20 protein-coding genes are annotated in these 24,851 nt (G+C 68.1%); 7 read left to right on the top strand and 13 right to left on the bottom strand.

From position 1 onward, the window contains the following. Positions 1 to 20 precede the first annotated feature (20 nt). The 3 genes from ACZZ9K_RS13535 to ACZZ9K_RS13525 all read right to left on the bottom strand — a co-directional run bounded on the left by ACZZ9K_RS13535 (position 21) and on the right by ACZZ9K_RS13525 (position 6,679). Positions 21 to 5,648: an Ig-like domain-containing protein gene (locus ACZZ9K_RS13535; RefSeq protein WP_463444319.1), complete on the bottom strand. Its 5,628-nt coding sequence runs from the start codon at positions 5,646 to 5,648 to the stop codon at positions 21 to 23. Positions 5,649 to 5,918: 270 nt separating this feature from the next. Next, on the bottom strand, positions 5,919 to 6,248 hold the full coding sequence (locus ACZZ9K_RS13530; protein WP_463444318.1) for a hypothetical protein: 330 nt from the start codon (positions 6,246 to 6,248) through the stop codon (positions 5,919 to 5,921). A gap of 101 nt (positions 6,249 to 6,349) precedes the next feature. Further along, positions 6,350 to 6,679 (bottom strand): hypothetical protein, encoded by a 330-nt coding sequence (locus ACZZ9K_RS13525; RefSeq protein ID WP_027465011.1) that lies wholly within the window; start codon positions 6,677 to 6,679, stop codon positions 6,350 to 6,352. A 259-nt stretch (positions 6,680 to 6,938) separates the two neighbouring features. Between ACZZ9K_RS13525 and ACZZ9K_RS13520 the strand changes: the two genes are divergently transcribed. Continuing rightward, complete coding sequence (locus tag ACZZ9K_RS13520) at positions 6,939 to 7,403, top strand: VanZ family protein (protein WP_463444317.1); 465 nt, start codon at positions 6,939 to 6,941, stop codon at positions 7,401 to 7,403. A gap of 69 nt (positions 7,404 to 7,472) precedes the next feature. Here ACZZ9K_RS13520 and ACZZ9K_RS13515 read toward each other — a convergent pair whose 3' ends face one another. The 4 genes from ACZZ9K_RS13515 to gmd form a co-directional block, all read right to left on the bottom strand. Then, on the bottom strand, positions 7,473 to 8,036 hold the full coding sequence (locus ACZZ9K_RS13515) for a hypothetical protein (protein WP_071248418.1): 564 nt from the start codon (positions 8,034 to 8,036) through the stop codon (positions 7,473 to 7,475). A 380-nt stretch (positions 8,037 to 8,416) separates the two neighbouring features. Further along, a complete protein-coding gene (locus tag ACZZ9K_RS13510; protein WP_463444316.1) occupies positions 8,417 to 10,237 on the bottom strand; it encodes a DUF4012 domain-containing protein in 1,821 nt (606 codons plus the stop codon). A gap of 35 nt (positions 10,238 to 10,272) precedes the next feature. Beyond that, on the bottom strand, positions 10,273 to 11,244 hold the full coding sequence (locus tag ACZZ9K_RS13505) for a GDP-L-fucose synthase family protein (RefSeq protein WP_463444315.1): 972 nt from the start codon (positions 11,242 to 11,244) through the stop codon (positions 10,273 to 10,275). Then, entirely contained in the window at positions 11,244 to 12,272 is a 1,029-nt protein-coding gene (gmd, locus tag ACZZ9K_RS13500) for a GDP-mannose 4,6-dehydratase (protein WP_463444314.1), read from the bottom strand. Before gmd ends, ACZZ9K_RS13505 begins: the two co-directional genes overlap by 1 nt. Positions 12,273 to 12,515: 243 nt before the next feature. Between gmd and ACZZ9K_RS13495 the strand changes: the two genes are divergently transcribed. After that, complete coding sequence (locus ACZZ9K_RS13495; protein ID WP_463444313.1) at positions 12,516 to 13,652, top strand: glycosyltransferase family 4 protein; 1,137 nt, start codon at positions 12,516 to 12,518, stop codon at positions 13,650 to 13,652. A gap of 49 nt (positions 13,653 to 13,701) precedes the next feature. Beyond that, positions 13,702 to 14,148, top strand: coding sequence for a serine O-acetyltransferase (locus ACZZ9K_RS13490; RefSeq protein WP_463444312.1), 447 nt, complete (start codon positions 13,702 to 13,704; stop codon positions 14,146 to 14,148). Positions 14,149 to 14,167: 19 nt separating this feature from the next. Here the strand turns inward: ACZZ9K_RS13490 and ACZZ9K_RS13485 are convergent, their stop codons facing one another. After that, positions 14,168 to 15,424, bottom strand: a complete 1,257-nt coding sequence (locus ACZZ9K_RS13485; RefSeq protein WP_463444311.1) for a glycosyltransferase family 4 protein — start codon at positions 15,422 to 15,424, stop codon at positions 14,168 to 14,170. Between the two features lie 119 nt (positions 15,425 to 15,543). Here ACZZ9K_RS13485 and ACZZ9K_RS13480 point away from each other — a divergent pair, with 119 nt between their 5' ends. Genes ACZZ9K_RS13480 through ACZZ9K_RS13470 form a run of 3 tightly spaced genes read left to right on the top strand, consistent with a single transcriptional unit; the run spans position 15,544 to position 18,302 of the window. Beyond that, positions 15,544 to 16,074, top strand: a complete 531-nt coding sequence (locus ACZZ9K_RS13480; RefSeq protein ID WP_463444310.1) for an LbetaH domain-containing protein — start codon at positions 15,544 to 15,546, stop codon at positions 16,072 to 16,074. Next, a complete protein-coding gene (locus tag ACZZ9K_RS13475; protein WP_463444309.1) occupies positions 16,067 to 17,182 on the top strand; it encodes a glycosyltransferase in 1,116 nt (371 codons plus the stop codon). The genes ACZZ9K_RS13480 and ACZZ9K_RS13475 overlap by 8 nt, the downstream gene beginning before the upstream one ends. Further along, on the top strand, positions 17,169 to 18,302 hold the full coding sequence (locus tag ACZZ9K_RS13470; RefSeq protein ID WP_463444308.1) for a glycosyltransferase family 4 protein: 1,134 nt from the start codon (positions 17,169 to 17,171) through the stop codon (positions 18,300 to 18,302). Before ACZZ9K_RS13475 ends, ACZZ9K_RS13470 begins: the two co-directional genes overlap by 14 nt. Before the next feature lie 13 nt (positions 18,303 to 18,315). Here ACZZ9K_RS13470 and ACZZ9K_RS13465 read toward each other — a convergent pair whose 3' ends face one another. Then, entirely contained in the window at positions 18,316 to 18,945 is a 630-nt protein-coding gene (locus ACZZ9K_RS13465) for an acyltransferase (protein ID WP_463444307.1), read from the bottom strand. A 214-nt stretch (positions 18,946 to 19,159) separates the two neighbouring features. Here ACZZ9K_RS13465 and ACZZ9K_RS13460 point away from each other — a divergent pair, with 214 nt between their 5' ends. Next, the gene (locus ACZZ9K_RS13460; protein ID WP_463444306.1) at positions 19,160 to 20,464 is read left to right on the top strand and encodes an O-antigen ligase family protein; all 1,305 of its coding nucleotides are present in this window, start codon (positions 19,160 to 19,162) and stop codon (positions 20,462 to 20,464) included. Here ACZZ9K_RS13460 and ACZZ9K_RS13455 read toward each other — a convergent pair. From ACZZ9K_RS13455 to ACZZ9K_RS13440, 4 genes are read right to left on the bottom strand one after another with little or no spacing between them, the layout of a single operon-like run. Then, entirely contained in the window at positions 20,354 to 21,088 is a 735-nt protein-coding gene (locus tag ACZZ9K_RS13455; protein WP_463444305.1) for a hypothetical protein, read from the bottom strand. The two genes, ACZZ9K_RS13460 and ACZZ9K_RS13455, sit on opposite strands and share 111 nt — an antisense overlap. A gap of 8 nt (positions 21,089 to 21,096) precedes the next feature. After that, positions 21,097 to 22,293, bottom strand: coding sequence for a lipopolysaccharide biosynthesis protein (locus tag ACZZ9K_RS13450; protein ID WP_463444304.1), 1,197 nt, complete (start codon positions 22,291 to 22,293; stop codon positions 21,097 to 21,099). A gap of 29 nt (positions 22,294 to 22,322) precedes the next feature. Next, positions 22,323 to 23,399 (bottom strand): glycosyltransferase family protein, encoded by a 1,077-nt coding sequence (locus ACZZ9K_RS13445; protein WP_463444303.1) that lies wholly within the window; start codon positions 23,397 to 23,399, stop codon positions 22,323 to 22,325. Continuing rightward, a complete protein-coding gene (locus ACZZ9K_RS13440; protein ID WP_463444302.1) occupies positions 23,396 to 24,838 on the bottom strand; it encodes a sugar transferase in 1,443 nt (480 codons plus the stop codon). Before ACZZ9K_RS13440 ends, ACZZ9K_RS13445 begins: the two co-directional genes overlap by 4 nt. Between the last annotated feature and the right edge of the window lie 13 nt (positions 24,839 to 24,851).

Raw genomic sequence — 24,851 nt, 5'->3', positions numbered from 1 at the left:
GCCTCCAGTCCGGTGCCCTGTTACGGACGTGCGCTGCGGCGGATGCCCGGCGCGACGCGGACCGCGATCCGTCGTCGGGTCACCAGGAGCACGCCCGCCAGCATGAGCGCGAGTGCCGCGAGCCCGAGGCCGACCAGCCCGGTCACGCCTGTGAAGGCGAGCTCGGTACCGTGCACGATCGCGGCGAGCCCGGTCGGGAACGTGACCGTGACGGTCGCGGTGACCGTCTGTCCCGCGCTGTCGGTGACCACGTAACCGACGAAGGTGGTTCCGGTGAAGCCATCCTGAGGGGTGAAGACGACCCGGCCGTCGCGGATGGTCCACGTGCCCTGGTCGGCGACGACCACGCGGTCGGTCGGCGTGCCGGACTCGGGGTGGAGCAGGTGCAGCGTGCCGGGCTCGAACGTGGCGCCGCCGGTGGCGGAGTCGTTGTCGAGCGGATCCACGACGACCCGGTGTCCGACGATCCCGGTGGCGGAGTCGTCGGTGGCGACCGCCGCGGCGACCACGGTCATGGTCGCGGTGGCGGTTGCCGTCTGCCCCGAGGCGTCCGTCACCGTGTAGGTGAAGGTGTCCTTGCCGGTGAAGCCGGCGGCCGGGGTGTAGACGTACGCGCCGTTCCGCTGGATCGTGACGGTGCCGTGGGCCGGCTTCCGGGCCGGGGCGGCGGTGAGGCCGGTGCCCTGGTCGTCGGCGAGCAGGCCGTGGCGGGCGTCACGGGTGACGGGCGTGCCGGACACGGTGCGCCCGGTGTCGTCCGCTGCGGCGATGCCGACCGTGATCGTGACGGTGGCGTCGACCTGCTGCTCCGTCGAGTCCTGCGCACGGTACGTGACGGTGTCGGTACCCGAGAAGCCCTTCGCCGGCGTGTAGACGAACGTGCCGTCGGCGGCGATGGAGGCCGTGCCGTGACGGGCCTGACCCACCGCGACGACCGTCAGGGCGTCACCGTGGTCGTTGCCGAGCACGCCGTGGCCGACGACCCGGACCGTCTTGCCGGCCGTGGTCGTCGCCTTGTCGTCCTTCGCGGACGGGGCGACGTCGATGATGACGCGCGCGAACGCCGCGGTGCCGTCGGAGTCGTTGGCCGAGTACGTGAACCAGTCACGGCCGGACCAGTTCGACGTGGGCGTGTAGACGTACGAGCCGTCCTTCTCGAGCGACAGCTTCCCGTTGAACGGCTTCGTCTCCATGGCGGCCCAGAGCCCACGACCGGAGTCACCCACCAGCACGCCCCTGTCGGCGGACATGCGCATGCTGCGGTTCGTCGACATGGTGTGCCAGTGGTCGATCGCGGCGACGCCGACGACGACCGTGACCGTCGCGGTCGAGGTCCGTCCGGCGCCGTCGGTCACCGTGTACTCGAACGTGTCCGCGCCGGAGAAGCCCTTGGCCGGGGTGTAGACGAGCGAGCCGGGCTCGGTGCCCTCGGTCACGGTGCCGTGCTCGGCGCGGCCGTGCGCGGTGACGGCGAGGCCGGTGCCGCGGTCGTTGCCGGTCAGGGTCGCACCGGAGATCGGCAGCGCGGTGTTCGCCGCGGTGCGCAGGGCGTCGGCGACCGCGGTCGGCGTGACGGTCACGGTGACGGTCGCCGTCGCGGTGCCGCCGGTCGGGTCGGTCACCGTGTAGGTGAACGTGTCCGTGCCGGAGAACCCGTCGGCGGGCGTGTACGTGACCGAGCTGGCAGCGGTCGAACCGCCGTCGGTTCCGCCGGCCGTCGTGGCGCCGGTGATCGTGGCGGTGCCGTGGCCGGGCTGCGACACGGCGGTGACGGCCAGCTTGGTGCCCGAGTCGTTGCCGGTGACGGCGACGTCGACCGGGGTCGCGGCGCTCGTCGTCGCGGTGTCCGCGGCGGCCTTCGGGGCGACGATGATCGTCACGGTGCCCGTGGTGGACGTGCCGGAACCGTCGGTGACCGTGTAGTCGAACCCGTCCGGGCCGGAGTAGCCCGGCTCGGGCTTGTACGTGTACGAGCCGTCCTCGTCGACCGTGACCTCGCCGTGCGAGGGCTCCGTGTGGTCGGTGACCGCGAGGTCGGTGCCCTTCGCACCGTCGAGCAGGCCGGTGCCGGCCGGCACGGCGGTGGTGGCGTCGGCCTCGGCCGAGGTCGAACCGCCGCCGGCGACCGGGGTGACGGTGACCGTCACGGTGCCGGTGTTCGTGGCGCCCGACGGGTCCGTCACCGTGTAGGTGAGGGTGTCCGTGCCGGAGAAGCCGTCCTTCGGCGTGTACGTGATCGTGCCGTCGTCGTTGCGGGTCGCGGTGCCGTGATCGCCGCCGGAGACGGACACGACGGTCAGTCCGGTGCCGTGGTCGTTGCCCGTCAGGGCGCCGGAGGTGACCGTGGTGCTGCCACCCGCCGCGACGGTGATGGTGTCGGGCTCCGCGCCGGGGCGGACCGTGACCGTCACGGTGTTGGTGGTGGTGCGGCCGGCGGGGTCCGTCGCCGTGTAGGTGAAGGTGTCCGTGCCCGAGAAGCCGTCCTTCGGCGTGTACGTGTACGAGCCGTTCGCCGCAAGCTCGACCGTGCCGTGCGCGGGCTGCTGGTCGATGGCGGCGGTCAGGCCGGTGCCCCGGTCGTTCGCGAGCACGCCGTCGCCCTTCGCGACGGTCAGGGTCGACCCGGCCGTGGCGGTGGCGGTGTCGGCCGTGGCGCGGGGGCCGACGACGACCGTGACCGTGCCGGTGGTGGAGCGGCCGGCGGCGTCGGTCACCGTGTAGGTGAAGCTGTCCGTGCCCGAGAAGCCGTCGGCCGGGGTGTAGACGACACGGCCGGTGGCACGGTCGAGCGTGACGGTGCCGCGGGCGGTGCCGGTCTCGCCGGTGCCGGTGCCGGTGCTGTTGCCGGTGCCGGTGCCGGTGCCGGTGCCGGCGGCAGCGCCTGCGGTCACGTCGGTGACGGTCAGCCCCGTGCCCCGGTCGTTGCCGGTCAGGGTGGCGGCGTCGATGGTCAGCGCCTCGTCGGCACGGGTCGACACCGTGTCGGCGGTCGCGACGGGTCGCACGGTGATCGTGACGGTCGCCGCACCGGTGGTGACTCCGCTGCCGTCGGTCACCGTGTAGGTGAACGAGTCGGTACCGGACGTGCCGGCGGTCGGCGTGTACTCGACCGAGCCGTCCGCTGCGACGACGGCTGTGCCGTGGGTCGGACCGGTGACGATCGTGGTCTCGAGGTCCGAGCCACGGTCGTTGGCCTGCACGTCGATCGTCACCGGGGCGCCGGAGTCCGTCGACGCGGTGTCGGCGGCGATGGTCGGGTTGACGGTGATGGTGACGGTCGCGGTGCTCGGCGAGCCGGAGCCGTCGACGGCCGTGTAGGTGAACGCGTCGGGGCCGGAGTACCCGTCGGTCGGCGTGTACGTGAACGTGCCGGTGGCCTTGTCGAGCGTCAGCGCACCGTGCGAGGGGGACGTGTTCGACGCCACGGTGAGCCCGGTGCCGGAGTCGTTGCCGAGCACACCGGTCGCCCGGGTGCCGGCGGTGGCCGTGCCACCCGCGGCGACCTTGACGGTGTCGTCCTGTGCGGCCGGAGCGACCTGCACGGTGACCGTGACGGTGTCGGTCCCGCCGCTGCCGTCGGTCACGGTGTAGGTGAAGGAGTCGGTGCCGGAGAACCCGGCTGCCGGGGTGTACGAGTACGAGCCGTCGGGGCGCACCGTCGCCGAGCCGTGCGCGGGGGCGCTGCTGCCGGTGACCGTCAGGCCGGTGCCCAGGTCGTTCGTCAGCACGTTGCCGGTCGTCGTCGACCCGGCCGTCGCGGTGACGGCGTCGGCCGACGCGGTCGGCAGCACGGTGAGCCGCACGGTCGCCGTGACGGTCGCGCCGGAGCCGTCCTTCGCGGTGTACGTGAACGAGTCCGGGCCGGAGTACCCCTTGTCGGCGCCGTAGGAGAACGACCCGTCGGGGCCGATCTTCACCAGACCGTGCGACGGCTGGCTGTTGCCGGTGAGGGTCAGGTCGGACCCGCGGTCGTTCGTCAGGACGCCGTCCGCGGCGTTCACCTTGAGCACGGTGCCCGCGTGCACGCTGTACGCGTCGTCGGAGCCCTTCGGTGCGACGGTGACGGTCACGGTGCTGGTCGAGGTCTGCCCGGAGGAGTCCTTCGCCGTGTACTGGAACGTGTCCGAGCCGGAGAACCCGCCGGCCGGGGTGTACGTGTACGAGCCGTCGGCGGCGACCGTGGCGGTGCCGTGCGCCGGCGTGGTGTTCGAGACGACGGACAGGCCGGTGCCACGGTCGTTCGCGAGCACGCCCGAGGAGGCCGGCACCGACAGCGCCGTGCCGGTGGGGGTCGTGGCGGTGTCGCTGCTGGTGGTGACGTGCGTGGCCTTCAGCGTGTTCGTGAAGGTGACCAGGACGTCGGTGCCGTCCGCGGTGGTGGCCGCCGGGAACGTGAAGGTCCCCGTGGTGCCGGTGCCGCTGGCGACGGTCGTGCCGGTCGTCTGGTCGACCGCCTTCCACGTGGTGTCGTAGTTCGCCAGGTCGGTGGTGCCCGCGGCGGTCTGCTTGACCGTGTAGTCCTTGTTCGGCGTCGTCAGGACCGCGCCGGCCTTCTGCGCCTGCACGCCCGTGGCGGAACCGGTCGTGGTGCCGGAGACGCCCGCGGTCGCCGGGTCGATGCCGCCCCCGCTGATGGCCAGGGCGAACTGGTCGCCGCTGCTCCAACGCTGGTCGACGCTCGCAGCGCCGGTCACGGTGTCGGCGTAGTTGCAGCTCGCCAGGTCACTCGCGGCGTAGTTGCCGACGATGGGGAAGCTGCGGACCTCCTTGCCCGAGGTCGGGTCGAGCTGGTAGATCGTGGTCGTCGCGACGCTGTTGGTCGTCACGGTGTTCGAGACGTAGAGGTAGCCGTCGGACGAGAACGCGATGCCGGGGCTGTTCGTGCTCGCCGGCAGGGTCGCGATCTCGGTGGTGCTCATCGCCGTGGCGCCCGCTGTCGCCGGCACCTGGTCGACGTTGACGCGGTAGACCTTGTTCGCCGCGACGACGAAGAACAGGCCGCGCGAGCTGAACGCGAAGTCGCCGTTGGCGTTCGCAGTGTCCGCGGCGTTGCGCTTCGTGAGTCCGTCGATCTGACCGACCTGGCCGAGGTACTTGCCCGTCGACGGGTCGTACGCGCCGAGCCACCCGGTGTTGTCGCCGTAGTAGTAGATCCCCGTCACCGGATTGACCGCGCCCCGGATGACGGTGCGCGTCTTGTCCGTCGCGACCGGGTCGGACGCGACACCGGTCTTCGGGTCGAACTGCCGCAGGGTCGCGGTCTGGTTGTTCGACGCGGCGAACATCGAGACGCCCTCGCGCGAGATGCCGAGACCGTTGTTCGCGCCGGTGCCGAGGTTCGTGACGTCGGCGGTGGTGCCCCGCGAGGCCCCGGTGCTGATGTCGACCGCGAGGACCTTGCCCGTGCCGTCGATCGCGTACAGCGTCTCCTGCGGGGTGCAGACCATGGCGCCGTCCTTCGTGGCGCTGACGGCCGAGGCCGGCGCGGCCGCGACGACCGCGGAGGTCGCGGTCAACCCGGTGCCCACCAGGAGCGCGGCTCCGAGCACGGCGACGGCGCGCAGGCCGGGTCGGCGGGTGGCACGGGTGCCGGCAGGACGGTCGGGACCGTCGGCGGACACAGCGGTGCCCGGGTTCGTACGCTGCATGATCACTTTCGGGTCGAGACGATGCGGGCACCGAAACCGACCGGAGGATCAGGGAGAACGGTCGTTGGCGCCAGGTTGATCCTGGCAGTTCCTCGTGTTCTGATGGGGACAATCGGGGTCCCCAATAGGGGGGACCACTCGTTCAGGGGCCACGCCGCAGCCGGGCACCTGACCGCGCCCGGCACGGTCCGGTCGCGCCCCGGGCGCACGGAAGAACCCCCGCCGGCAGGCCGGCGGGGGTTCGAGGATCAACGAGCGATCAGCAGCGGATCAAGCGGTCGGACGGATGACGTCCGGCAGCAGCACGTGCAGGCGCTCGGCCAGGCGCGCCTTCGCTTCGTCGAGGGAACGGAAGTCCCCGACGTACGCACCGAAGGTGTCGGCGACGAAGAAGTGGCTGCCCTGACGGTCGACGGTGCCGCCGTAGTAGCCGCCGTAGTTCGCGACCCACAGGCCCGAGTCGGCCTGGGCCCACGAGATGCGGACGGGGGCAACCTGCACGGGAGCCACGACCTGGGCCTCGATCTCGGCGATGACCTCGATCGTCTGGGTGTCCAGGGTCACCTCGGCCTGCTGGCGGTGGGCGACGGTCGTGCTCATGGTCCTGCTCCTTCGTGCTGTGCTGCGTGCTGGATGGTGCCGGTGGTTCCGGGTGGTGCGGGCGTCGCGGTCGACGCCGGTGGAGCTGGTGTCCGCTGTCGTCACTCGACCGGCCGGATGACCGGCGGGAGCATCACGTGGAGCTGGTCCTCGAGCTTGGTCTGCGCCTCTTCGAGGGAGGAGAACTCGCCCACGACGAGCCCGAAGGTGTCGGAGGCCACGTAGCGGTCGTCGCGCTTGTCGACGCTGCCGCCGAAGTACCCGCCGTAGCCGGCGATCCACTCGCCCTGGTCTTCCTGCACCCAGGTGACCTTGGCGCGCTTGGGACGCGTCGAGAGCGCTGCATCGGCTTCGAGGATCGCGATGGTGTCCACGGTGTCGGTGTCGAGGGTGACCTCGGCCTGCGTCGCGTTGTTCACGGTGATGCTCATGTCGCTCTCCTTCACGATCCGGGGTACATCTGCTGACACCAGAACGCTACGAGAAGTGCCGAGGGGATCGCCAGCCAGGCCCGTCGATTCACGGGTTTCGTCAATGCCATCCATCGGGCAGCCCCGGATTTCCGGGCAGGTGCGTCGCACTTCCGGGGTACAGCGCCAGGATCGGGGTACTCGTTTTCCGGATCGCCGCGATCGGGGGACGAGATGGTGCGGACACCTGCCTGGAGGCGCGACTCGCTAGCGTCGGCACGTGACCTCCGACAAGCCCCACGTCGACGACCGCGCCCCGGCCACCTGGCGCAGCCGTCGGTTCGCGACGGGGCTGGCGATCGCCTACGGCGTCGCCCTGGTGCTCGTCGGGTTCTGGGGCTCCCCTGTCGACGCCGCAGGAGGCCCGTGGCTCACCCGCGCGCTCACAGCTGCACACCGTCACGGCCTGCCGGAGCGCATCGACTATGCCGCCGTCGAGTCCCTTGCGAACGTGGTCTACTTCGTGCCGCTCGGACTGCTCGTGGTGCTGCTCGCCGGAGCGCGGTGGTGGTGGGCCGCCATCGCCGCGGGGCTCGTCGTCAGCGCGTGCATCGAGACCGGTCAGGCGCTGTTCCTGCCCGCCCGCACCGCGACCATCGACGACGTCGTCGCGAACGGCGTGGGGGCGGTCCTGGGGGCCGTGGCAGGGGTGCTGCTGCTCAGCCGGGCGGCTCGGCGGCGCTGACGACCATCCCCGCACACGAAGAAGCCCCCGGAGCAGATGCTCCGGGGGCTTCGTTCAGTGCGTTGCGACTCAGACGGACTCGCGCTGGCGGCGGACCGAGCCGCGGACCAGCAGGAGGCCACCACCGAGGACGACTGCGCCGCCGGCGACCCAGAGGGCCAGGGCGGAGACGGTCGAACCCGTGAAGGCCAGCGTGCCGTCGGTGCCGTTGCCAGCACCGGCGCCAGCTGCGGGAACCGCAGCAGCGTCAGCCGGGGCGACGGTGAAGGCCGCGAAGCCGACGACGCCCGAGGTGGCGCCGGTGGCGGTCAGGTTGTAGGTGCCCGAGGCACCCTGGGGGAACGTGACCTTGACGACGAGCGAGCCGTCCGAAGCAGCCGTGTAGGTCTTCGAGACGGTCGTGGTCGGCAGCGCGCCGAGCGTGACGGCACCGGCACCGGTGACCTGGACGTTGACGGTCTCGTTGTCCTGGAACGCACCCGGCGTGAAGCTCACGGCTGCGGTGCCACCGGCGACGGCAGTGCCGGAGACGGAGACGTCGGAGTCAGGCGTGTAGCCGGCGGCGTTGGCGACGGCCGGAGTGGCGAGCAGTGCGGCGCCAGCCAGCACCACCGCTGCGATGAGCTTCTTCATGAATGGTTCCCCTAAAGATCTGAAAATCCAGACCCTGACACCCAGAGCCCGCTGTCCGCCGGTGGTTGACCCCAGCCACAGAAATGGCGGTTGTTATGGCGAAGTTGTCTCAATCTAGCGGAGTTTCCCAGCTTGGTACCAGATCACGTGGATTTTGGTCATTGGTCGACGTGTGTTCATCCGCGTTCACTGCCCACCGCACGACCCAAGCGTCGGTCGGTCGAGGCCTCAGATGCCAGAAACCCCAGGTGAGCGGCCCTCACGGTGCGCACTAGAACAGGCTGTGCGTCAGATCAAGGGCCTTTGGACCCGGACAGGTTGGTCTTCTGTCCCTCGGAGTGGGGGCACTTCCGCGGTTCGCTTTCCGGAGCTTGCCGATGTCAGCCAGCGGCGAGCGGCTGCTCGCAGTCGAACGTGAGGGGCTTCGTCTCGGTCTGCCGGACACCGGGAGTCGAGTTCGCCTGCACCGCTGCCTTCGCGTACTTCGCCTCGCCGAGGAAGGCAACGCGGTAGGTCAAGCTCTCGCCGGGGGCGAGCAGGGTCTGCAGCTGGGCCACGGGATGCCCACCGTCGGTCGCCGTCTGCACGGCGGTCGTCTTGCCGTCCTTCGTGGCACCGAGGAAAATCGCGTCCGCGGGTGCGTACGCGGCGAGCAGGGTCTTGATCTTGCCGGGCTCGACGCCGAAGTCGCCGCCACCCGTCACGTACCGCGGCAGGCTCGTCGCGGCATCGGCTGGTGCCGTGTTCTTGATGGTGATCTGGACGACGGACGTCGGACGCCCGTCCTTCCGGCACACTGAACTGCCGACGGAGATGCTCTTGTCGAGGTAGTAGTCCATCTTCGAGCCGGTGCCGTCGTTCAGGTAGACGGCGAACTGGCTCGAGTCGGCGGTCGCCGTCGGCAGCTCGCCGGCAACCGGTGTCCCGCTGATGCGGCGCTGCTCGGCCTTGTCCGCGCTCCAGAGCCGTAGGCGGCCCTCATCAGCGCTCTGGGTCAGCGCAGACACGAAGGCCTTCGTGTCGAACCCGCCCGACGCGACCTTGCCGAACACCGCGCTGGAGGCGGACGCGAAGAACGCGTCCTGCACGGCCGGGTCGGGGTACCTGGCGTACACATCGTTCAGCAGCAACTGGACCGCGTTGTCCGCGGTCAGGGTGTCGCCGGTAGGCAGCTGCACGGGGCCGGTCGCCCTGAGCAGGTAGCTCAGCGTCACGGGGTCGATCGCGAGCACGCCGTCGACCTGCTGCGCGAACCGCTGCTTCCACATCTCCCGCGCGAGCTTCGCCGACACGTCGAAGCGCGGCGTGAGCGTGACGTCCAGCATGTACTCGCCGGTGATGTCCCCGTAGAGCCCACGCGTGTCGTCGGCCAGCGGCAGCACCGGCTTGTCGTACGGTCCGAAGGACGCCCCGGACGCTTGGCTCCCCAAGTTGATCGCACCGTCCTTCACCTGCAGGAGCGCCACCGCGCCGGGTATGCCTCCGCCCGCGCGCAACTCGGCGTTGTTCTGGAACAGCAGCAGGTAGTTCCGGTCCCCGTCATGGCCGAGCATGGCCGGCGCGAGCTGCACGATGCGGTTCGCTGCGACCGCCTGCTCGGACGCTGACGACAGGGCGTTCCGCAGCTTCCCCACCGCGGTGGTGACCGGCGACAGCGTTCCACTGGTGTCGATCCGCGCCGCGTCGGTGCGTGCCTGCTGGAGCGTCTTCGTGGCCTCGGCGACCGCCGGCTGCGCGTCCTCGATCGGCTGGAGGTCGATCCTGCCGTTCTTCGGCGCGAACGAGTCCGACCCGAGCCCTCCGATGACGCCGGCGACCGGACTGACGGCGTCGCTGGCCACGTCGTCGACGATCACCGACACGTCACGCACGGCCCGCAGGTTGGTCCCGAAGAACGGAACGGACTGCGCAGCACCCCAGACGGGGTCGCCGGTCAGCGATCGCGCCGACGCTGCTTCGTCCTCGAGGTGGCGCGCCGTCTTCTGGGCAGCGGCGGTGTCACCGCCGGTCAGCTGGGACCGGAGCGTGTCGACGTCCCCGACGGCCCGCTCCAGGTGCCCCTTTGCGAGCATGCCGCGGATGCCCACCCATGCGACGGCGAGGATCAGCAGCAGGACAAGGGCGAGGACGACCCACAGGACGATCCGGGCCCTGGACCCCCGGCGTGCTGCAGTGCGTCGCGACTCGGGCGCGTCGGACATGAGGCGATCCTACGGTTCCGAACGTCCCACACCCGTCACTGACGGACGGAATCCGCGTGTTCGCGGTACCAGTCGATGGTGCTGCGGAGCCCGTCCTCGAGACCGATCTGCGCCGTCCATCCAGCGTCTGCCAGCTTCGACACGTCGAGCAGCTTCTGCGGAGTACCGTCCGGCTTGGTGGTGTCCCAGACCGTCTCGCCCTCGAACCCGACGATCTTGCCGATCGTCTCCGCGATCTCCTTGATCGTGACGTCCGATCCGGTACCGACGTTGACCTGGTCAGGACCGTCGTAGCGCTCCATGAGGTGGAACACCGCTGCCGCCATGTCGTCGACGTGCAGGAACTCACGACGGGGAGACCCGGTCCCCCAGTTCTCGACGGTCGACGCACCGCTGCGAGCGGCTTCGTCGTACCGGCGGATGAGTGCCGGCAGGACGTGGGAGCCGGTCGGCGAGAAGTTGTCGCCCGGGCCGTAGAGGTTGGTCGGCATGGCCGAGATCCACGGACGGCCGAACTGCCGACGGACGGCCTGCACCTGCAGGATGCCGGCGATCTTCGCGATGGCGTACGCGTCGTTCGTCGGTTCGAGATGCCCTGTGAGCAGCGCGTCCTCGTGGATCGGCTGCTCGGCCATCTTCGGGTAGATGCAGGACGAGCCGAGGAACACGAGCCGTTCGACACCGTGCTCCACCGCGGCATCCATCACGTTGACCTGGATCTGCAGGTTCTCGCTCAGGAAGTCGTGCGGATAGGTGTTGTTCGCCATGATCCCGCCGACCTTGGCAGCGGCGAGCACGACGTGCTTCGGCTGCTGGTCCGCGAAGAAGTCGAAGACCGCGCCGCGGTCCTTCAGGTCGAGCTCGGACGAGGTGCGCCCGACCACGTCCGTGAAACCCTCCGACTCGAGCTTGCGCCAGACGGCCGAGCCCACCAGGCCACGGTGTCCAGCGACGTAGACGCGATCAGCCCGGTCGATCGGACCGGCGGTGAAGTCGGTCGTGGCCATCAGGAACCCCAGCTCTCGAGTCGGACGGTGTCGATCCACGGACGGCCCTCGTGCTCGAGCGCCGAGATGTCGGCGTCGACCATGATCCTCGCCAGCTCGGCGGTGTCGACGGTCGCCTCCCAACCGAGCTTCTCCTTCGCCTTCGAGGCGTCGCCGACGAGGGCGTCCACCTCACTCGGTCGCAGGTAGCGCTCGTCGAACCGGACGTGGTCTTCCCAGTTCAGCCCGGCATGCGAGAACGCCGTGGTGAGGAAGTCCTTGACCGTGAAGTCGCCGCCGGTCGCCAGCACGAAGTCGTCCGGCTCGTCGACCTGCAGCATCCGCCACATGCCCTCGACGTACTCGGCGGCGTACCCCCAGTCGCGAACGGAGTCGAGGTTGCCGAGGTACACGTGGTCCTCGAGGCCGGCCTTGATCCGAGCGACCGCACGGGTGATCTTCCGGGTGACGAACGTCTCACCGCGACGCGGAGACTCGTGGTTGAACAGGATGCCGTTCACCGCGAACATGCCGTAGGCCTCGCGGTAGTTCCGGGTCACCCAGTAGCTGTAGACCTTCGCGGCGCCGTACGGGGAACGCGGCCAGAACGGCGTCTCTTCGTTCTGCGGCGGCGAGGTGGCCCCGAACATCTCCGAGGAAGACGCCTGGTAGAAGCGCGTGTGGATGCCGGACACCCGGACCGCCTCGAGCATGCGCATGGTGCCCACGCCTGTCACGTCACCGGTGTGCTCCGGCTCGTCGAACGACACCCGCACGTGTGACTGCGCCGCGAGGTTGTAGACCTCGTCGGGCTTCAGCTCGCTGAGGAGACTGACGAGCCGCGCGCCGTCGCCGAGGTCTCCGTAGTGCAGGAACAGCTTGGCATCGGGGTTGTGCGGGTCCACGTACAGGTGGTCGATCCGCGAGGTGTTGAACGTGGAGGCACGACGGATGAGTCCGTGCACCTCGTACCCCTTCCGGAGCAGCAGCTCGGCCAGGTACGAGCCGTCCTGTCCGGTGATGCCGGTAATGAGCGCCCGCTTCGTCAAACGATTCCCCAGTTCTCACTATGGAGCCCGTCGGTCATCCGGCGGCCCCTCCAGCTCCTGAGCATACGGACGTCCTCAAGGTGACACGACATCGGCACGACGCCGAGCACGAGACATCGACGTGCTCCAATGCGCGTGCTGGACAGTCCTCCGGAGTCGCCCACGCTCGGATACGCGAGCGCTACGATCCCACTCACTCCCCAGAAGGTTTCACGGGGTCCGACCGATGAGAGATGTGGCGACGTGGCCCAGATCGTGATCGTGCAGCCGTACGTTCCTGCCTATCGGTCGGCGCTCTTCTCCGAACTCGGACGCCGGCTCCGTTCCAACGGCCACGAACTGGTGATCGTGTCGGGAGAGCCGGACTTCGAGCAACGCGAGCGCCAGGACAGCGTCGAGCTCTCCGACGTTCGGCACCGCATCTTCAAGACCAAGTCGCTGAAGCTGGGTCCGGCGACGATACGCACGGCCCCCGCGCCGTCCGCATGGGCGTCGGCGGACGCGGTCGTCGTCGAACTCGCGGCCGGCGCCATCTACTCCTATCGAGCGCTACTCGGCTCTACTCCGACGGGGGTGTGGGGCCACGTGGGTTCCTACGTCAGTCAGGACTCGTTCGTCTCGAAGGCCTTGCGAACCTGGCAGGTGCGACGGGCAGATGCGGTCCTCGCGTACACGCCGAGCGGCGGAGACCTCGCAGTCGCGTTCGGCGCGGATCCAGCCAAGGTTTCGGTTCTCGGCAACACCTCTGACACAGGCGCGCTTCGACGGGCTGTTCTTGCTGCACGTGGCCAGTCCGAGAGGGATGCTCGTGCAGCGCTCGGTATCGGTGGTGGGGCGCACTTCGCCGTCATCGGTGGTCTCGACGCGAGCAAACGGGTGGACCTCCTTGCCTCGACACTCGACGTCTTGTGGGAGAGGAGGTCACCGGCGCGATTCGTGGTCGCCGGGCGAGGTCATCTGGAGCATCTCCTGGATCCGGCGATCGCGCGGAAGCAAGTACACTCCATTGGCTATGCCGGTGATCGCGAGAAGGCTCTCTTGGCCCGAATCTGCATGGGCATCTTCAATCCGGGCAGAGTCGGACTGATCGCTCCGGAGAGCTTCGCCCTCGGACTCCCCATCGTCACAGCCGATTCCGCGTTCCACGCTCCTGAGTTCGAGTACCTCCGCCCGGGCGTCGATTCGCTCGTCACGGAAGCTTCACCCGAAGCACTTGCCGCCGCACTCGACGAACTGGTCGGCCGCCCAGAAGAAGCCGGTCGGCTGGCTCGCGCCGCAGAGTCTCGGTTCGGCGAGTACAAGCTCGAAGACATGGTGGACCGGATGCAACAGTCCATCGAACAACTCCTCCGACGCTCTAGACCAGCCTCGTCGGAATGAGACTCCGCGCGACGGTGCCTTTCGGCTACGGTCTCACGATCGACTTTTCGTGCCCACGGAGAAGATGATGTCGCTTCTAGACCGCGCGATCAGGGCTCGCCGTGGACCATTCCGGCGCGCGGCGCGGGAGCTCTTGTCCCTCTACGGAATCGAGATACCAGCGCACGTTCAGATCGGATCCGGCTTTCAGGTCATGCACCGAGGATTCGGAGTCGTCCTGCATCCGCGCACCGTGATCGGGAACAACGTGACCATCTACCACGGTGTGACCATCGGACGCGGCGATGTCTGGGTACCAGATCCCGCGTCCTCGCTCGAAGGCTTCATCGTCGAAGACGATGTCATCATCTGCGCCGGAGCGAAGATCGTCTGTGCACGTGGGTTCCTCACCGTCGGCAAAGGTGCGGTCATCGGCGCGAACGCGGTCGTCACGAAGAGCGTCCCGGCCGGTGAGATCTGGGCAGGGTGCCCGGCGCGGAAGATCGGCACCCGGTGATGACCTCGGGCTCCTCGAGTCAAGCGTCAGCTTCGACGGTGTGACCGCGCTTCCGCTTCGACGTGCTGGTTCGGCGAGCGTCCTGGAGCGCCTGCTTGAACGCGTCGATGGCCGAATCAGGGGAAAGGAGTCGTTCGTAGTAACGAACTCCTTCGAGCCCCATCTGCGATGACCGCTCGGCATCAGCACCGACCTCGATGACCGCGTCCAACAGCGCCCGTTCGTCCCCCGCTCGGACACACACCCCGGCCTTCGAAGCCGTGACCTCCTCTTCGGTCACGCCCCCTGCGTCCGTCGCAGCGACGACCGGTCGCCCAGCTGCGAAGTACGAAGTCAGCTTGCTCGGCACCGCCATCCCGGACACGCCGGGAAGCTCGTTGACCAGCAGAACGTCTGCTGCACCCAGTGCGAGCGCGTACTCGTCATCCGGTAGAGAGCCGACGAAATCGACCTGGGTCAAACCGTCGGCCATGGCGACGAGACGATCTCGCTGATTGCCTCCGCCGATGAAGACGAACCGGACCTGGACACCGCGCCGTTCTGCGAGCGCACCCGCACGCACCACGTTCTCGAGACCCTGCTTGACGCCCATGTTGCCGGTGTGCAGGGCGATGATCTCGGCATCGCCCCAGCCCAGCTTCGACCGCGCCGCGGAACGGCGGCTTCCGTCGACCGGGTTGATGTGAGTCCAGTTCCGGATGACTCGCACACGGTCGGTTTCGACTCCGAGCAGCGAGGTGACCGTGTTCCGGAAACGCTCATGGATGACTGTCACAATGCCGACGCTCCGGAACAACCACGATTCGACTGCCGTGACCGCCTTCGCGACCTCCGCCCGGCCTCCGGTTTCGCGGATGCCGAGGCTGTAGAGGTCCTGCACCCAAGCCAGGACCGGCGTACGCGGATGCAACAGCTTCAAACGGAGCATCGTCACCGCACTCGCGAACATGCTCGGAGACACGAGGACGACCACGTCGGGCCGCCCCCAGGATGAAAGAGCTGAACGGGCACCGAACGAGAGTTCGGACACGAGGCGGCGGAGCGCGGTCGGGTGGCGAGGGACGTAGTGCAGTTTCCGGCGGAGGCGGACACCATGGAGGGTCTCGTCACGCTTCCACTGGCCGTACCCCGCTCGTATCTGCCAGTCCGGGTAGTACGGATGTGCCGTGACGACCGTCACGTCGAATTCCCCGCTCGCCTGCAGCCCCTCGGCCAATGAGGTGACGTACGGCGCGTTGCCGCTCGGTTCCGGTGCGTAGTTCTGTGCGAAGATCACGACAGAGACTCGGGAAGACACCCGAGGACAGTAACAGCCGGGGACATCCTCGACCGAGTACGGGACGTTGAACTGTGAACCTCGACAAAGAGCCATCGGGGCGGCCCCGGATCATCAGCTTGCGAGCCGCACCCGGAGAGCGCACGTCCTGGGGGCGGCCGGCACCGATCGTGTACCTCTGGGGCATCGCGGAACTGCTCTTCGTCACGAATCCCCTCCAGATCAGCTCGCGGCTCCGCGTCGCCGTGCTACGCCGCTTCGGGGCAGACATCGGCGACGGCGTGATCTTCCGTCCCCGCACTCGTGTGCGCTTTCCCTGGAAGCTCCGCATCGGCAACGACAGCTGGATCGGCGAAGGCGTCTGGATCCACAACCAGGACCACGTGACCATCGGCCACGACGTCGTCGTCTCGCAGGACACGTTCGTGACCACCGGGAGTCACGCGCACCGGCGGGACATGGGGCTGATCACTCGACCGGTGGTCATCGAGGACGGGGCCTGGGTAACGGCTCGCTGCGTGGTCCTCGGGGGTGCCCACATCGGTCGGTCAGCACTCGTGCAGCCGCTCTCGGTGGTCCGTGGTGCGATCCCCGAGAACTCGATCGCGGTCGGGAACCCGGCAGTCGTGACGGGCACCCGGCATGGCTGAGCACGTCATTCGACACGTGGTCACGCTCGTTTCCCCCGACGGCCGCTTCGGTGGCCCCACGAAGGTCGCGCTCGACATCGCAGCCGAACAACGGCGTCGTGGAATCGACTCATCGGTGTTCGCGGGAGCAGACGGCTACGAGACACTGCCGACGGACTGGCGGGGCGTGCCACTCCAGCTCGCACGCTCTCGCCGCCTCGTCCCGGGGATGGGTTTCGCGACCACGGTGGCGCCTGGCCTCCGACGGAAGGTCCTCCGCGGACTCACCGGCAAGGAGATCTTCCACGTCCACCTCGCGCGTGACCTCGTCACGCTGCCGATCGCCATGGCCCTCCGCCGACGATCGCTCCCCTACGTCATCCACACCCATGGGATGATCGATGCCTCATCGAAGCGGTCGGCGCACGTCGTCGATTCGTTGATGACCGCCCGCGTGGTCTCGGCCGCCCGGACGGCCTTGGTGCTCACCCCCGAGGAGAGCCGTGAGGTCGCTCGGTTGTCAGCCGGGACGACGCCGTCAGTGCTGTTCGAGAACGGCATCCCGGCGCATGACGATGCCGAACCACGACTCCGGCAGGGTGCGCTGTTCCTCGGCCGGCTTCACCCGCGAAAGGGAGCGACCGTGTTCGCCGCTGCGGCGGCGGAGCTGGCGAGCCGCTACCCGGACGACACCTTCCGGATTGCTGGCCCCGACGAAGGCGACCTCTCCAACGTCCGCAGCGCGCTGAGCGAATTCCCTGGAGGCGAGCGCGTCGCGCTCGTCGGATCAGTCCCTCCAGACGAGGTCGTCGACCACATGAAGTCAGCTGAGGTGTTCGTTCAGCCGGCCGCCGACGAGCCCTTCGGCATGACCATCCTGGAGGCGATGTCCACTGGAACACCGCCGATCGTGCACCACACCTCTGCGCTCGCCCCGCTCATCTCGGCGGCGCGGGCGGGGTGGACCTTCGGATCCGTCGATGAGTTGCGAATCCGACTCGAGGAAGCGTTGAACTCACCACAGACGACAGCCGAGACCGGGGCCCGGGCGAGACAACTCGCGCAGGAGCGGTTCTCGATGTCCCAGGTGGTCGAAGGTCTGCAGGACGTCTACGATGCCGAAGCCTGACGCCTTGGCGGGCAGCCGGGGACAGGTGCCGGTTCTGCACTGGTTCACGAACATCGCGGCTCCCTACCGCGTTCCGGTCTGGGAACACCTCGCGAGCCGGGCTGACCTCACGGTGTTCCTCCTCGAAAGCGACCGGCAGCGTGTGCGCGAAGGGCGTCGCCCCGCCGACTGGTCTGAGCGCGGGCTCCGGGGGCTTCGACACCGGACACTCCGCACGCTCAAGCTGCGCAGGGGCGAAACGAGCCTGTACACGCTCCTCGACCCTCGATTTGCCCTCACGCGAAAGCCGAACGCGGTCCTGCTCGGAGGGTGGGAGTCCCCCGCCTACTGGCAACTCCTGTTCGTCGCGAAACTCCGTCGGATCCGAACCGTCGGCTTCTACGAATCCACCCTCAACACGAACCGCCACCGCTCCGGAATGATCGCGCGAGCGCGGAGCCTGTTCATGCGTTCTCTCGACGCGGTCGTCGTCCCAGGTGCGGATGCAGAGGACGCTCTCAAGAGCTTCGGTGTCGCCGCCGAGCGCATCCACCGCGGTTTCAACGCCGTCGACGTCCAGCACATCGCAGATCGAGCGCGTTCCGTTCGGGCCAGCGACCAGCAGGCGCGCGGACACCGATTCATCTTCGTCGGACAGTTGGTCAGGCGGAAACAACCCGCTCTCCTGTTGCAAGCGTTCGCGAAGGTCCGTGGGCCGGAGGACGTCCTCGTCTTCGTCGGCGATGGCCCCGAGCGAGACATGCTGAAAGAGCGTGTCCGGTCCATGGGCCTCAGTGAGCACGTCACGCTCACGGGAACGACGGAGAACGACGCGGCGATCGACGAGGTGATCGCGAGCGACACCCTGGTCCTCCCGTCTTCTGAAGAGGTGTGGGGACTCGTCGTCAACGAGGGACTGGCAGCCGGTCTCCACGCGGTGGTCACCTCGAGCAGCGGCGTCGCTGCCTCGACGAAGCACATGCAGGGCGTCTACACGTGCGCTCCCGACGTGGACTCCCTCGCGGAGGCGCTCGTCGCGTCGAAGTCAGACTGGCGCGGCCACATCAGTACCCCGGAGATCCTCCAGCACACGCCGGCCGCGTTCGCATCGGTCTTCCTCGGCGCACTCGACCAGGGTTGAAGCCAGACCCCGATCAGTCCCAGGCGATCCCTCGGCGGACGACGGAAGCAGGGTTTCCCGCAATGAGGCTGTTCGGTTCGTCAACGCTCCTCGTCACGACGGCGCCGCTGGCGACGACGCACCCGTCGGCGATCTCGACACCCTTGAAGATCATTGCCTTGCTCCCGACCCACACGTGATCCCCGAGGGCGATCGGAGCAGACCGGGGTCGTTGCCGATCTCCACTCCGGAAGACGTGCTGGTCGTCGTCCAGAATCTGGACGTCCCACCCGATCGCGCATCCACGCCCGATGGTGAGCCCGGAGCTCACGATGATCCTCACGTTCGGGGAGAAGTAGCTGTCCTCGCCGATGTCCACGAGTGCGCCCGGCGCCACTTCGATCCTCGATCCGACTCCGATCGCGACCCTGCCACGGATCAGCAGCCTGCCACGCACGCGGAGGATGCCGTCATCTCGACCTGTCGCGAAACCGTACGGGCGCGTTCCGAGCGTCAAACGAGATCGTTCATCGACGAGCTCAGGCGTCCCCTTCAGACGAAAGCGCCGCCCGATGAGGATTCGACGCCCGCGGACCAGCTGGAGGAGCGTGCGGAGCCACGAGATTCGGAAATCCCCGAACAGCAGAAGAACGAGTCGCCTCATGGCCTCAAGAGTAGGTCGTCGAACTCGCCGAACCGGCTAGAGTTCGGACATGCGATCGGGGACACGCACAGGCGCACTGGTCGTTCTCGCAGCGGCGGTCACGTGTGCACTCGCGGTTGGCGCATCCTCCGACCCACGCGTGGCGTTGGTCATCCCCGCTGCGCTCGCACTCGCCCTGGTCATCCGCTACTCCTGGGCACGCGCCGCATTCTTCGTGTTCGGCGCGTTCCTCGTCTTCCAGACTTCGAGCGGTCTCAGTGCACCGAAGTTGTTCTACTTCGCGGTGGTCGGCGTATCGGTGTTGGTCAGTCTGACGAAGTTGAGAGGGCTGTCGGAGTCGCCAGCGTTGCGGTCGCTGTTCCCCGCGTACATGGGCGGGATAGGGATCATCCTGTGGCAGGTCCTGATCGTCCTCCCCTACTCCGTCGCGGTTCAAGGGGCTTCGTTGTCGAACTGGCTCCGAGACGGGGCCACGTACATCTTGATCGGCTGCGCGGTGATCATCGCCCTCGACGCGATCGGCACCACGAGTGTTCGCACTTCTCGCATCCTGGTGGTCCTGGTGGGCGCACTCGCGGCGTACAGTTTCGCCGCGCGCTGGATCGCCGCACGCGGTCTGGTGTCGGCGCAACCCGTGGACGGCGATGCCGCTCTCCTGTCGTCGCTGACCGCGCTGACGTTGGCCGTGTCACTCAGCTTCGCGATGGCGCTGGCGGGTTCACGGATCAACTGGGCGTGGTTTGCGGCAGGCCTCGCCTTCGTGTTCGCGGTCCTGGTGACCGGTACTCGAACCGGCGTGGTCTTCGCCGCAGTCCTCATCGGCATCGTGGGCGCGCGGAGCAAGCGACGCGCGCCTGTCCGGCGAATCGTGACGGCCGCCGTGGTCGGCCTCGCGGCGATCGCGGCGGCCGTGCCCCTGACTGCTCAGTTCTTCCAGAACGAGAACTTCTTGGCTCAGCGCTTCGCGAGCATCTGGCAGACGATCCAGAACGGCGTCGGTTCTGATCAGTCGGGAGCGATTCGTTCTCGTGCCTACGAGTACTGCCTCATGCTCTGGCAGCAGAACCTCCTGATGGGCAGGGGTGAAGGCCAGACCTTCATCAATCCGACCACGGGTGTCGCCGGTACCGACTTCTCGGTCGACAGTCCTCTCGTCTACCTGGCGAAGTTCGGGATCATCGGCTGCGTCATCCTGCTCACGTGCCTCGTGCTGATCTTCGTGCCGCTGTTGCGGCGTGCGCCCATGTTCGAGTGGACGATCGCGAACACCGCCGTCCGCGGGTGCGTCGCGATCCTCGTCGCGCTCCTGCCCTTCGGCGCGTCCTTGGAGGACAAGGGTTTCGCGATCACGGTCGGGCTCGCCGTCCTGCTCGTCGGCGCCGCGCTCGCTGAGCAGACGCCGGAAGTCTCAGGTCTGCTTCCTCGAAGCAAGACGAGCAAGCCCCTGCTCCGCGAGAAGCGGAAGCGCGGGCAGGGCGGACGTGAGGCCACGACGGTACCGGCGGCCCGTCGAGCCTGATTGCCCGGCGAAGTGCGGCCGTTCCGGGAAGCGCTCGATCCGGATCTGTTGCAGGGCTGCTGCACGCGCGACCGCCCCAGCGAGGACGTGCTCGAGGTAGATCCCGGCCTCCTCGTCGACGGCTGCGGTGTCGGCGAGGAGGATCGTCCGCCAAACCTGCGCGTGGGCACCGACGAACCGCGTGTCCGCGAAGGAGCGATCGAGGGTCATCCGGACCCGGACGGCGTCGAGCGGAATCGGGCGCACGAGTCGTCGGGCGTTCCGGAGAACGAGTCGACCCGTGGACTTGTAGATGCCCTGGTCCGGGTCGGAATCCTGCTCGATGGCGGCTACCCCGCACGCGATCGCGTCAGCCTCGAGACGGCCCTTGCCGCGACTCGCATCCGATTCGGATGGGTCGTACTGGATCGTTCGGACACGAGAGCGGAGACGGGGATCGACTGCTGACAGCAACTCCGTCGCGGTCGCACCGCTCGTCTCCACCACGGTGAGATCGAACGACGTGCCTTCGAGCTGTGTGGCCCAACTCGAGATCGCGTGCCGGTACTGTTCGAGCCTCGCGGCCGGATCGTGTTGCACCAGGTACATCGTCGTGTTCGGGCGCACCGTCGCGGTGAGGAGCACGGTCCCCGTCATGGGCGTCCCTCCTTCGAGGTAGTGCTCCTGAAGTGCAGGACTCCCGCGATCAGGGCGATGAGGATCAGCAGTTGGGAAACCAGCGCGGCCTGACCCGCGCCGAGCGCACCACTCGCATGCCCCAGAACGAGAACGAGAACGAGTTGCGCGATCGCTGCGATCACCATGATGAGGGCAACGTACCGGTCGCGTCCGAAAGCCTGCAGGATCACGACGAGGGGCTGGCAGATGATCGACGGGATCACGACCAGCGCGAGCAGCCGGAGCACCCCCGCGGACCCTGCGTAGTCGTCGCCGAGAAGCACGTCGACGACGATCGGCGCCGCGAAGAAGACCGCGACGGCGAGTCCGATCGCGGCGATCGGCATCCAGAGGGCCCGTCGGAGTTCGCTCCAGGCGGTTCTGAGATCGGGGCTCCTCGCCGCGTAGGGTGCGAGCGCTGACGAGAAGGCCGCAGCTAGCAGGCTCATGGGCTGGGTCCATCGGCTGACCGCTCCGTAGACACCCGACGCCGCGCTTCCGCCGACGGCCGACAGCAGCGACAGGTCCAGGGACTGTGCACTGGTCGCCACCACGGTGATGCCGAAGTACCGAGCCCCGACCCAGGGGTTCACCAGTCGCAGGCGGACACCGGTGAGACGATCCGGTGCCAGCGCACTCGCTATGACGGAAGCGAGTACCGAACCCGCAGCGAGCGCGATCCAAAGCGCGACGGTCGACGGCACTTGGACCGCAAGCAGCCCGAAGAAGAACACCGCCGCGGACGCTCGGTCGGAAAGGATGACGATCGCAACCAGATCGCCACGTGCAATGCTGCGGAGCGGCACCTGGTACGCCTGGTTGGCCACGAGCGCGGCGGCGATGGGGCCAGCGAGCCAGAGATGGGAAGCCGGCGCTGCGATCCCCAGCACGACCGTCCAGATGACCGCCAGCGCGATGGTGATGGCAATCTTCGAGAACAGGCGCGTGGCGAAGACATCACGTCCGATGGCCTGACGCGCCAGTTCCCGGGTCCAGTGGTTGTTCGTGCCGAAGTCGATGAAGCCCGCCGCTGCCGTGCCCAGTGCGATCGCTGAGACAACAGACCCGAAGGCCTCGGGGCCGACACCCCGGGCAGCGAAGAGGTAGAGCACTGCGACGAGCACTTGGGACAACCCGGTCGCTCCGGCGAGCAGTACCGCCTGGTGCGCCATCGGCCGCTCACCTCTGGTCGGACCGCCGTTCACAGGAGCGCGTCGGTGAATGCCGATGTCGTTGCTGGCAGCACCGCCCGGGGTCGAGGCTGACGAGTCGAGCGGTGGAGCAGCGCGGCCAGGGCACCCTCGTCGAGTTGTGCCCATTCGCCGAGGCCACCCAGCGCCGACACGTCGCGTCTGAGGCTCTCCGCTCCTGCTGCCACCACCCGTGTGCCGGATGCCGCCGCCTTTCCCAGGAGTCCGCTCGGCCCTTCGTTGGAGTGGGCGAGGACCAGGCAGTCGGCAGCCCGGACGGCGGTGTCGAGTTCATCGTCCGTCAGGAGTCGATCCACGACGACCGCAGAGCCCGCGGAGACCATCGAACCGAGCCGGACTCGGAGCTCCTCGCTGATGTCCTCGTCGATCTGGCCGGCAACGAGGAGCCCCCAGGGCGATGGCACGTTCCTGAGCGCATCGACGATGAGACCGACGTTCTTCCGTGCGGAGATCGCCCCGAGTACCGCGAACCAGTACCGCTCGCGGTCCATCCCGTGCTCGGCGCGGAACAGTTCGACGGACCGATCAGACGACGCGATGACCACGGGATCGACCGCGACGGGGAACCGCGCGGTGCCGGCCCACCCAGCAGACTTCAGAACACGAAGATCGACGTTCCGCAGACGAGCGACCCGGCGGAACGCGACGGTCCTCAGTCGTGTCTTCAGACCGTCCGCGAGTGGGGACCCCGTGGGCTGCGCCGACTCGCGCATGATGAGCAGGCTCAGCCGCCCTGAGCCCGCCCACCGACGTCGAACTGCCAGGCGCAGGGCGAAGCGATCCGCATCCGGGATGACAATCCGATGGGCTTCGACCTGATGCGAGAGACGCGAGACGTCGTCGTGGCTCATCAGTGGCCGCCGTAGCAACTCAATCCGGTCGATGACGGAGGCCAAGTGCACCTGTTCGGCGTCAGGAGCCGGGTCCGGCCCGAGGAGGACAACGACACGAGCCCCTGCAGCGAGAGCCGCCTCTGCAAGCACGCGGACGTAGAACAAACGATGCCCTGTGGGGTTCTGCTCGACGATCAGCACGGTGTCCGGGTTCCGTTGCCGCACCGAGGTCATGATGCTTCCTTGCCTGGCGCGAGCACAGCTCGAACGGTCTTCCAGAGGATCACGACGTCGCCCGTCACCGACCAGTTCTCCACGTAGAACAGGTCGAGGCGGATGGCGTCCTCCCACGACAGGCTCGAACGTCCGCTCACCTGCCAGAGCCCACTCATACCCGGTTTGAGGAGCAGGCGCCGCCGTGCAGCGTTGTCGTAGAGCGCCACTTCGCCTTCTCGCTGAGGACGTGGGCCGACCAGGCTCATGCTGCCCGTCAGTACGTTGAACAGCTGCGGGAACTCGTCGAGCGAGTGCTTCCTGAGGAATCGGCCCACGGGAGTGACTCGCGGGTCGTTCTCCACCTTGAACAGGGGTTCCCCGCCGCGGCCCTGCTCCGCGAGCAACGCGGCGAGCTCAGCGTCCGCTCCGACCCGCATCGAACGGAACTTCAGCATGTGGAAGGGCTTCCCGTTGAGTCCGATCCGCTGCTGGCGGTAGAGGACGGGACCTGTGCTGCTGATCCGAACGGCGACGGCGATCGCAACGAGCAGCGGGGACAGCACCAAGATCATCACGCTCGAGCCCACGATGTCGAACGCTCGTTTCGCGAAGTGGGTGGCCCCTTCGTACCGCGGCATCTCGACGTGCATGAGAGGCAGACCGGCGACCGGACGCATGTGGATGCGTGGGCCGTTGATGTCAGTGAGACTCGGGGCCACGACGAGGTGCTGACGGCCGCTCTCGAGCCCCCAGCTCAGTTCACGCACAGCACGAGCACCGAGCTCATCAGAGCTCGTGACGGCGACCGTGTCCGCTCCCGTCGTGGCGAGGGCGGAAAGGGCGTCGGGAATGCGTCCCACCACGGGGATGTCACCACCGCGAAGCGTCGATCCGATGGGGGCATTGGGCACGCAGGCGCCGATGACCTGGTATCCCTCCTCCGGATGCTTGCCGAGCTCACGGCTGATGTACTCGACGCTCTCATCCGAACCGACGAGCAGCACGAGCGCAGAGAACCGTCCGTTCCTTCGTTGCGCGCCGAGCCACTGACGCCACATCCAGCGCGTCAGCAAGAGCAGGAGCACGCCGAGCGGGAACGCGATGAAGATGTAACCGCGAGCGAGATCGACCTTGAAGCCGTACGCCAGGATGGCGATGAAAGCGAAGAGACGGATCGCTGAGTCGACGATCCGCCGGTACTCACCCGACCCGGCACCGATGTACCGAGGATCCCGAGTGTCGTAGAGCGCGAGCACGACGAGCCACGCAGCGATGATGAAGATCGACACGGCGGTGTAGCCGATCGCCAGGTCCGGGATGCTCCCGTCGACCCGTCGGCTGTCGAGGCCAAACCACGCGATCTGGACGCCGAACGTCACCCAGATGAGTGCGAGTGTGTCGGTCACGACCAGCCGGCGCGCGTACGAGCTCTCCCAACTGTCGGCGACTTGGGTCATCCGCCCTGTGACG

The sequence above is a fragment of the Curtobacterium sp. AC268 genome, assembly GCF_979258745.1.
The sequence above is the reverse complement of the archived record's forward strand: the minus strand, read 5'-3'. Positions and strand labels throughout refer to the sequence as shown.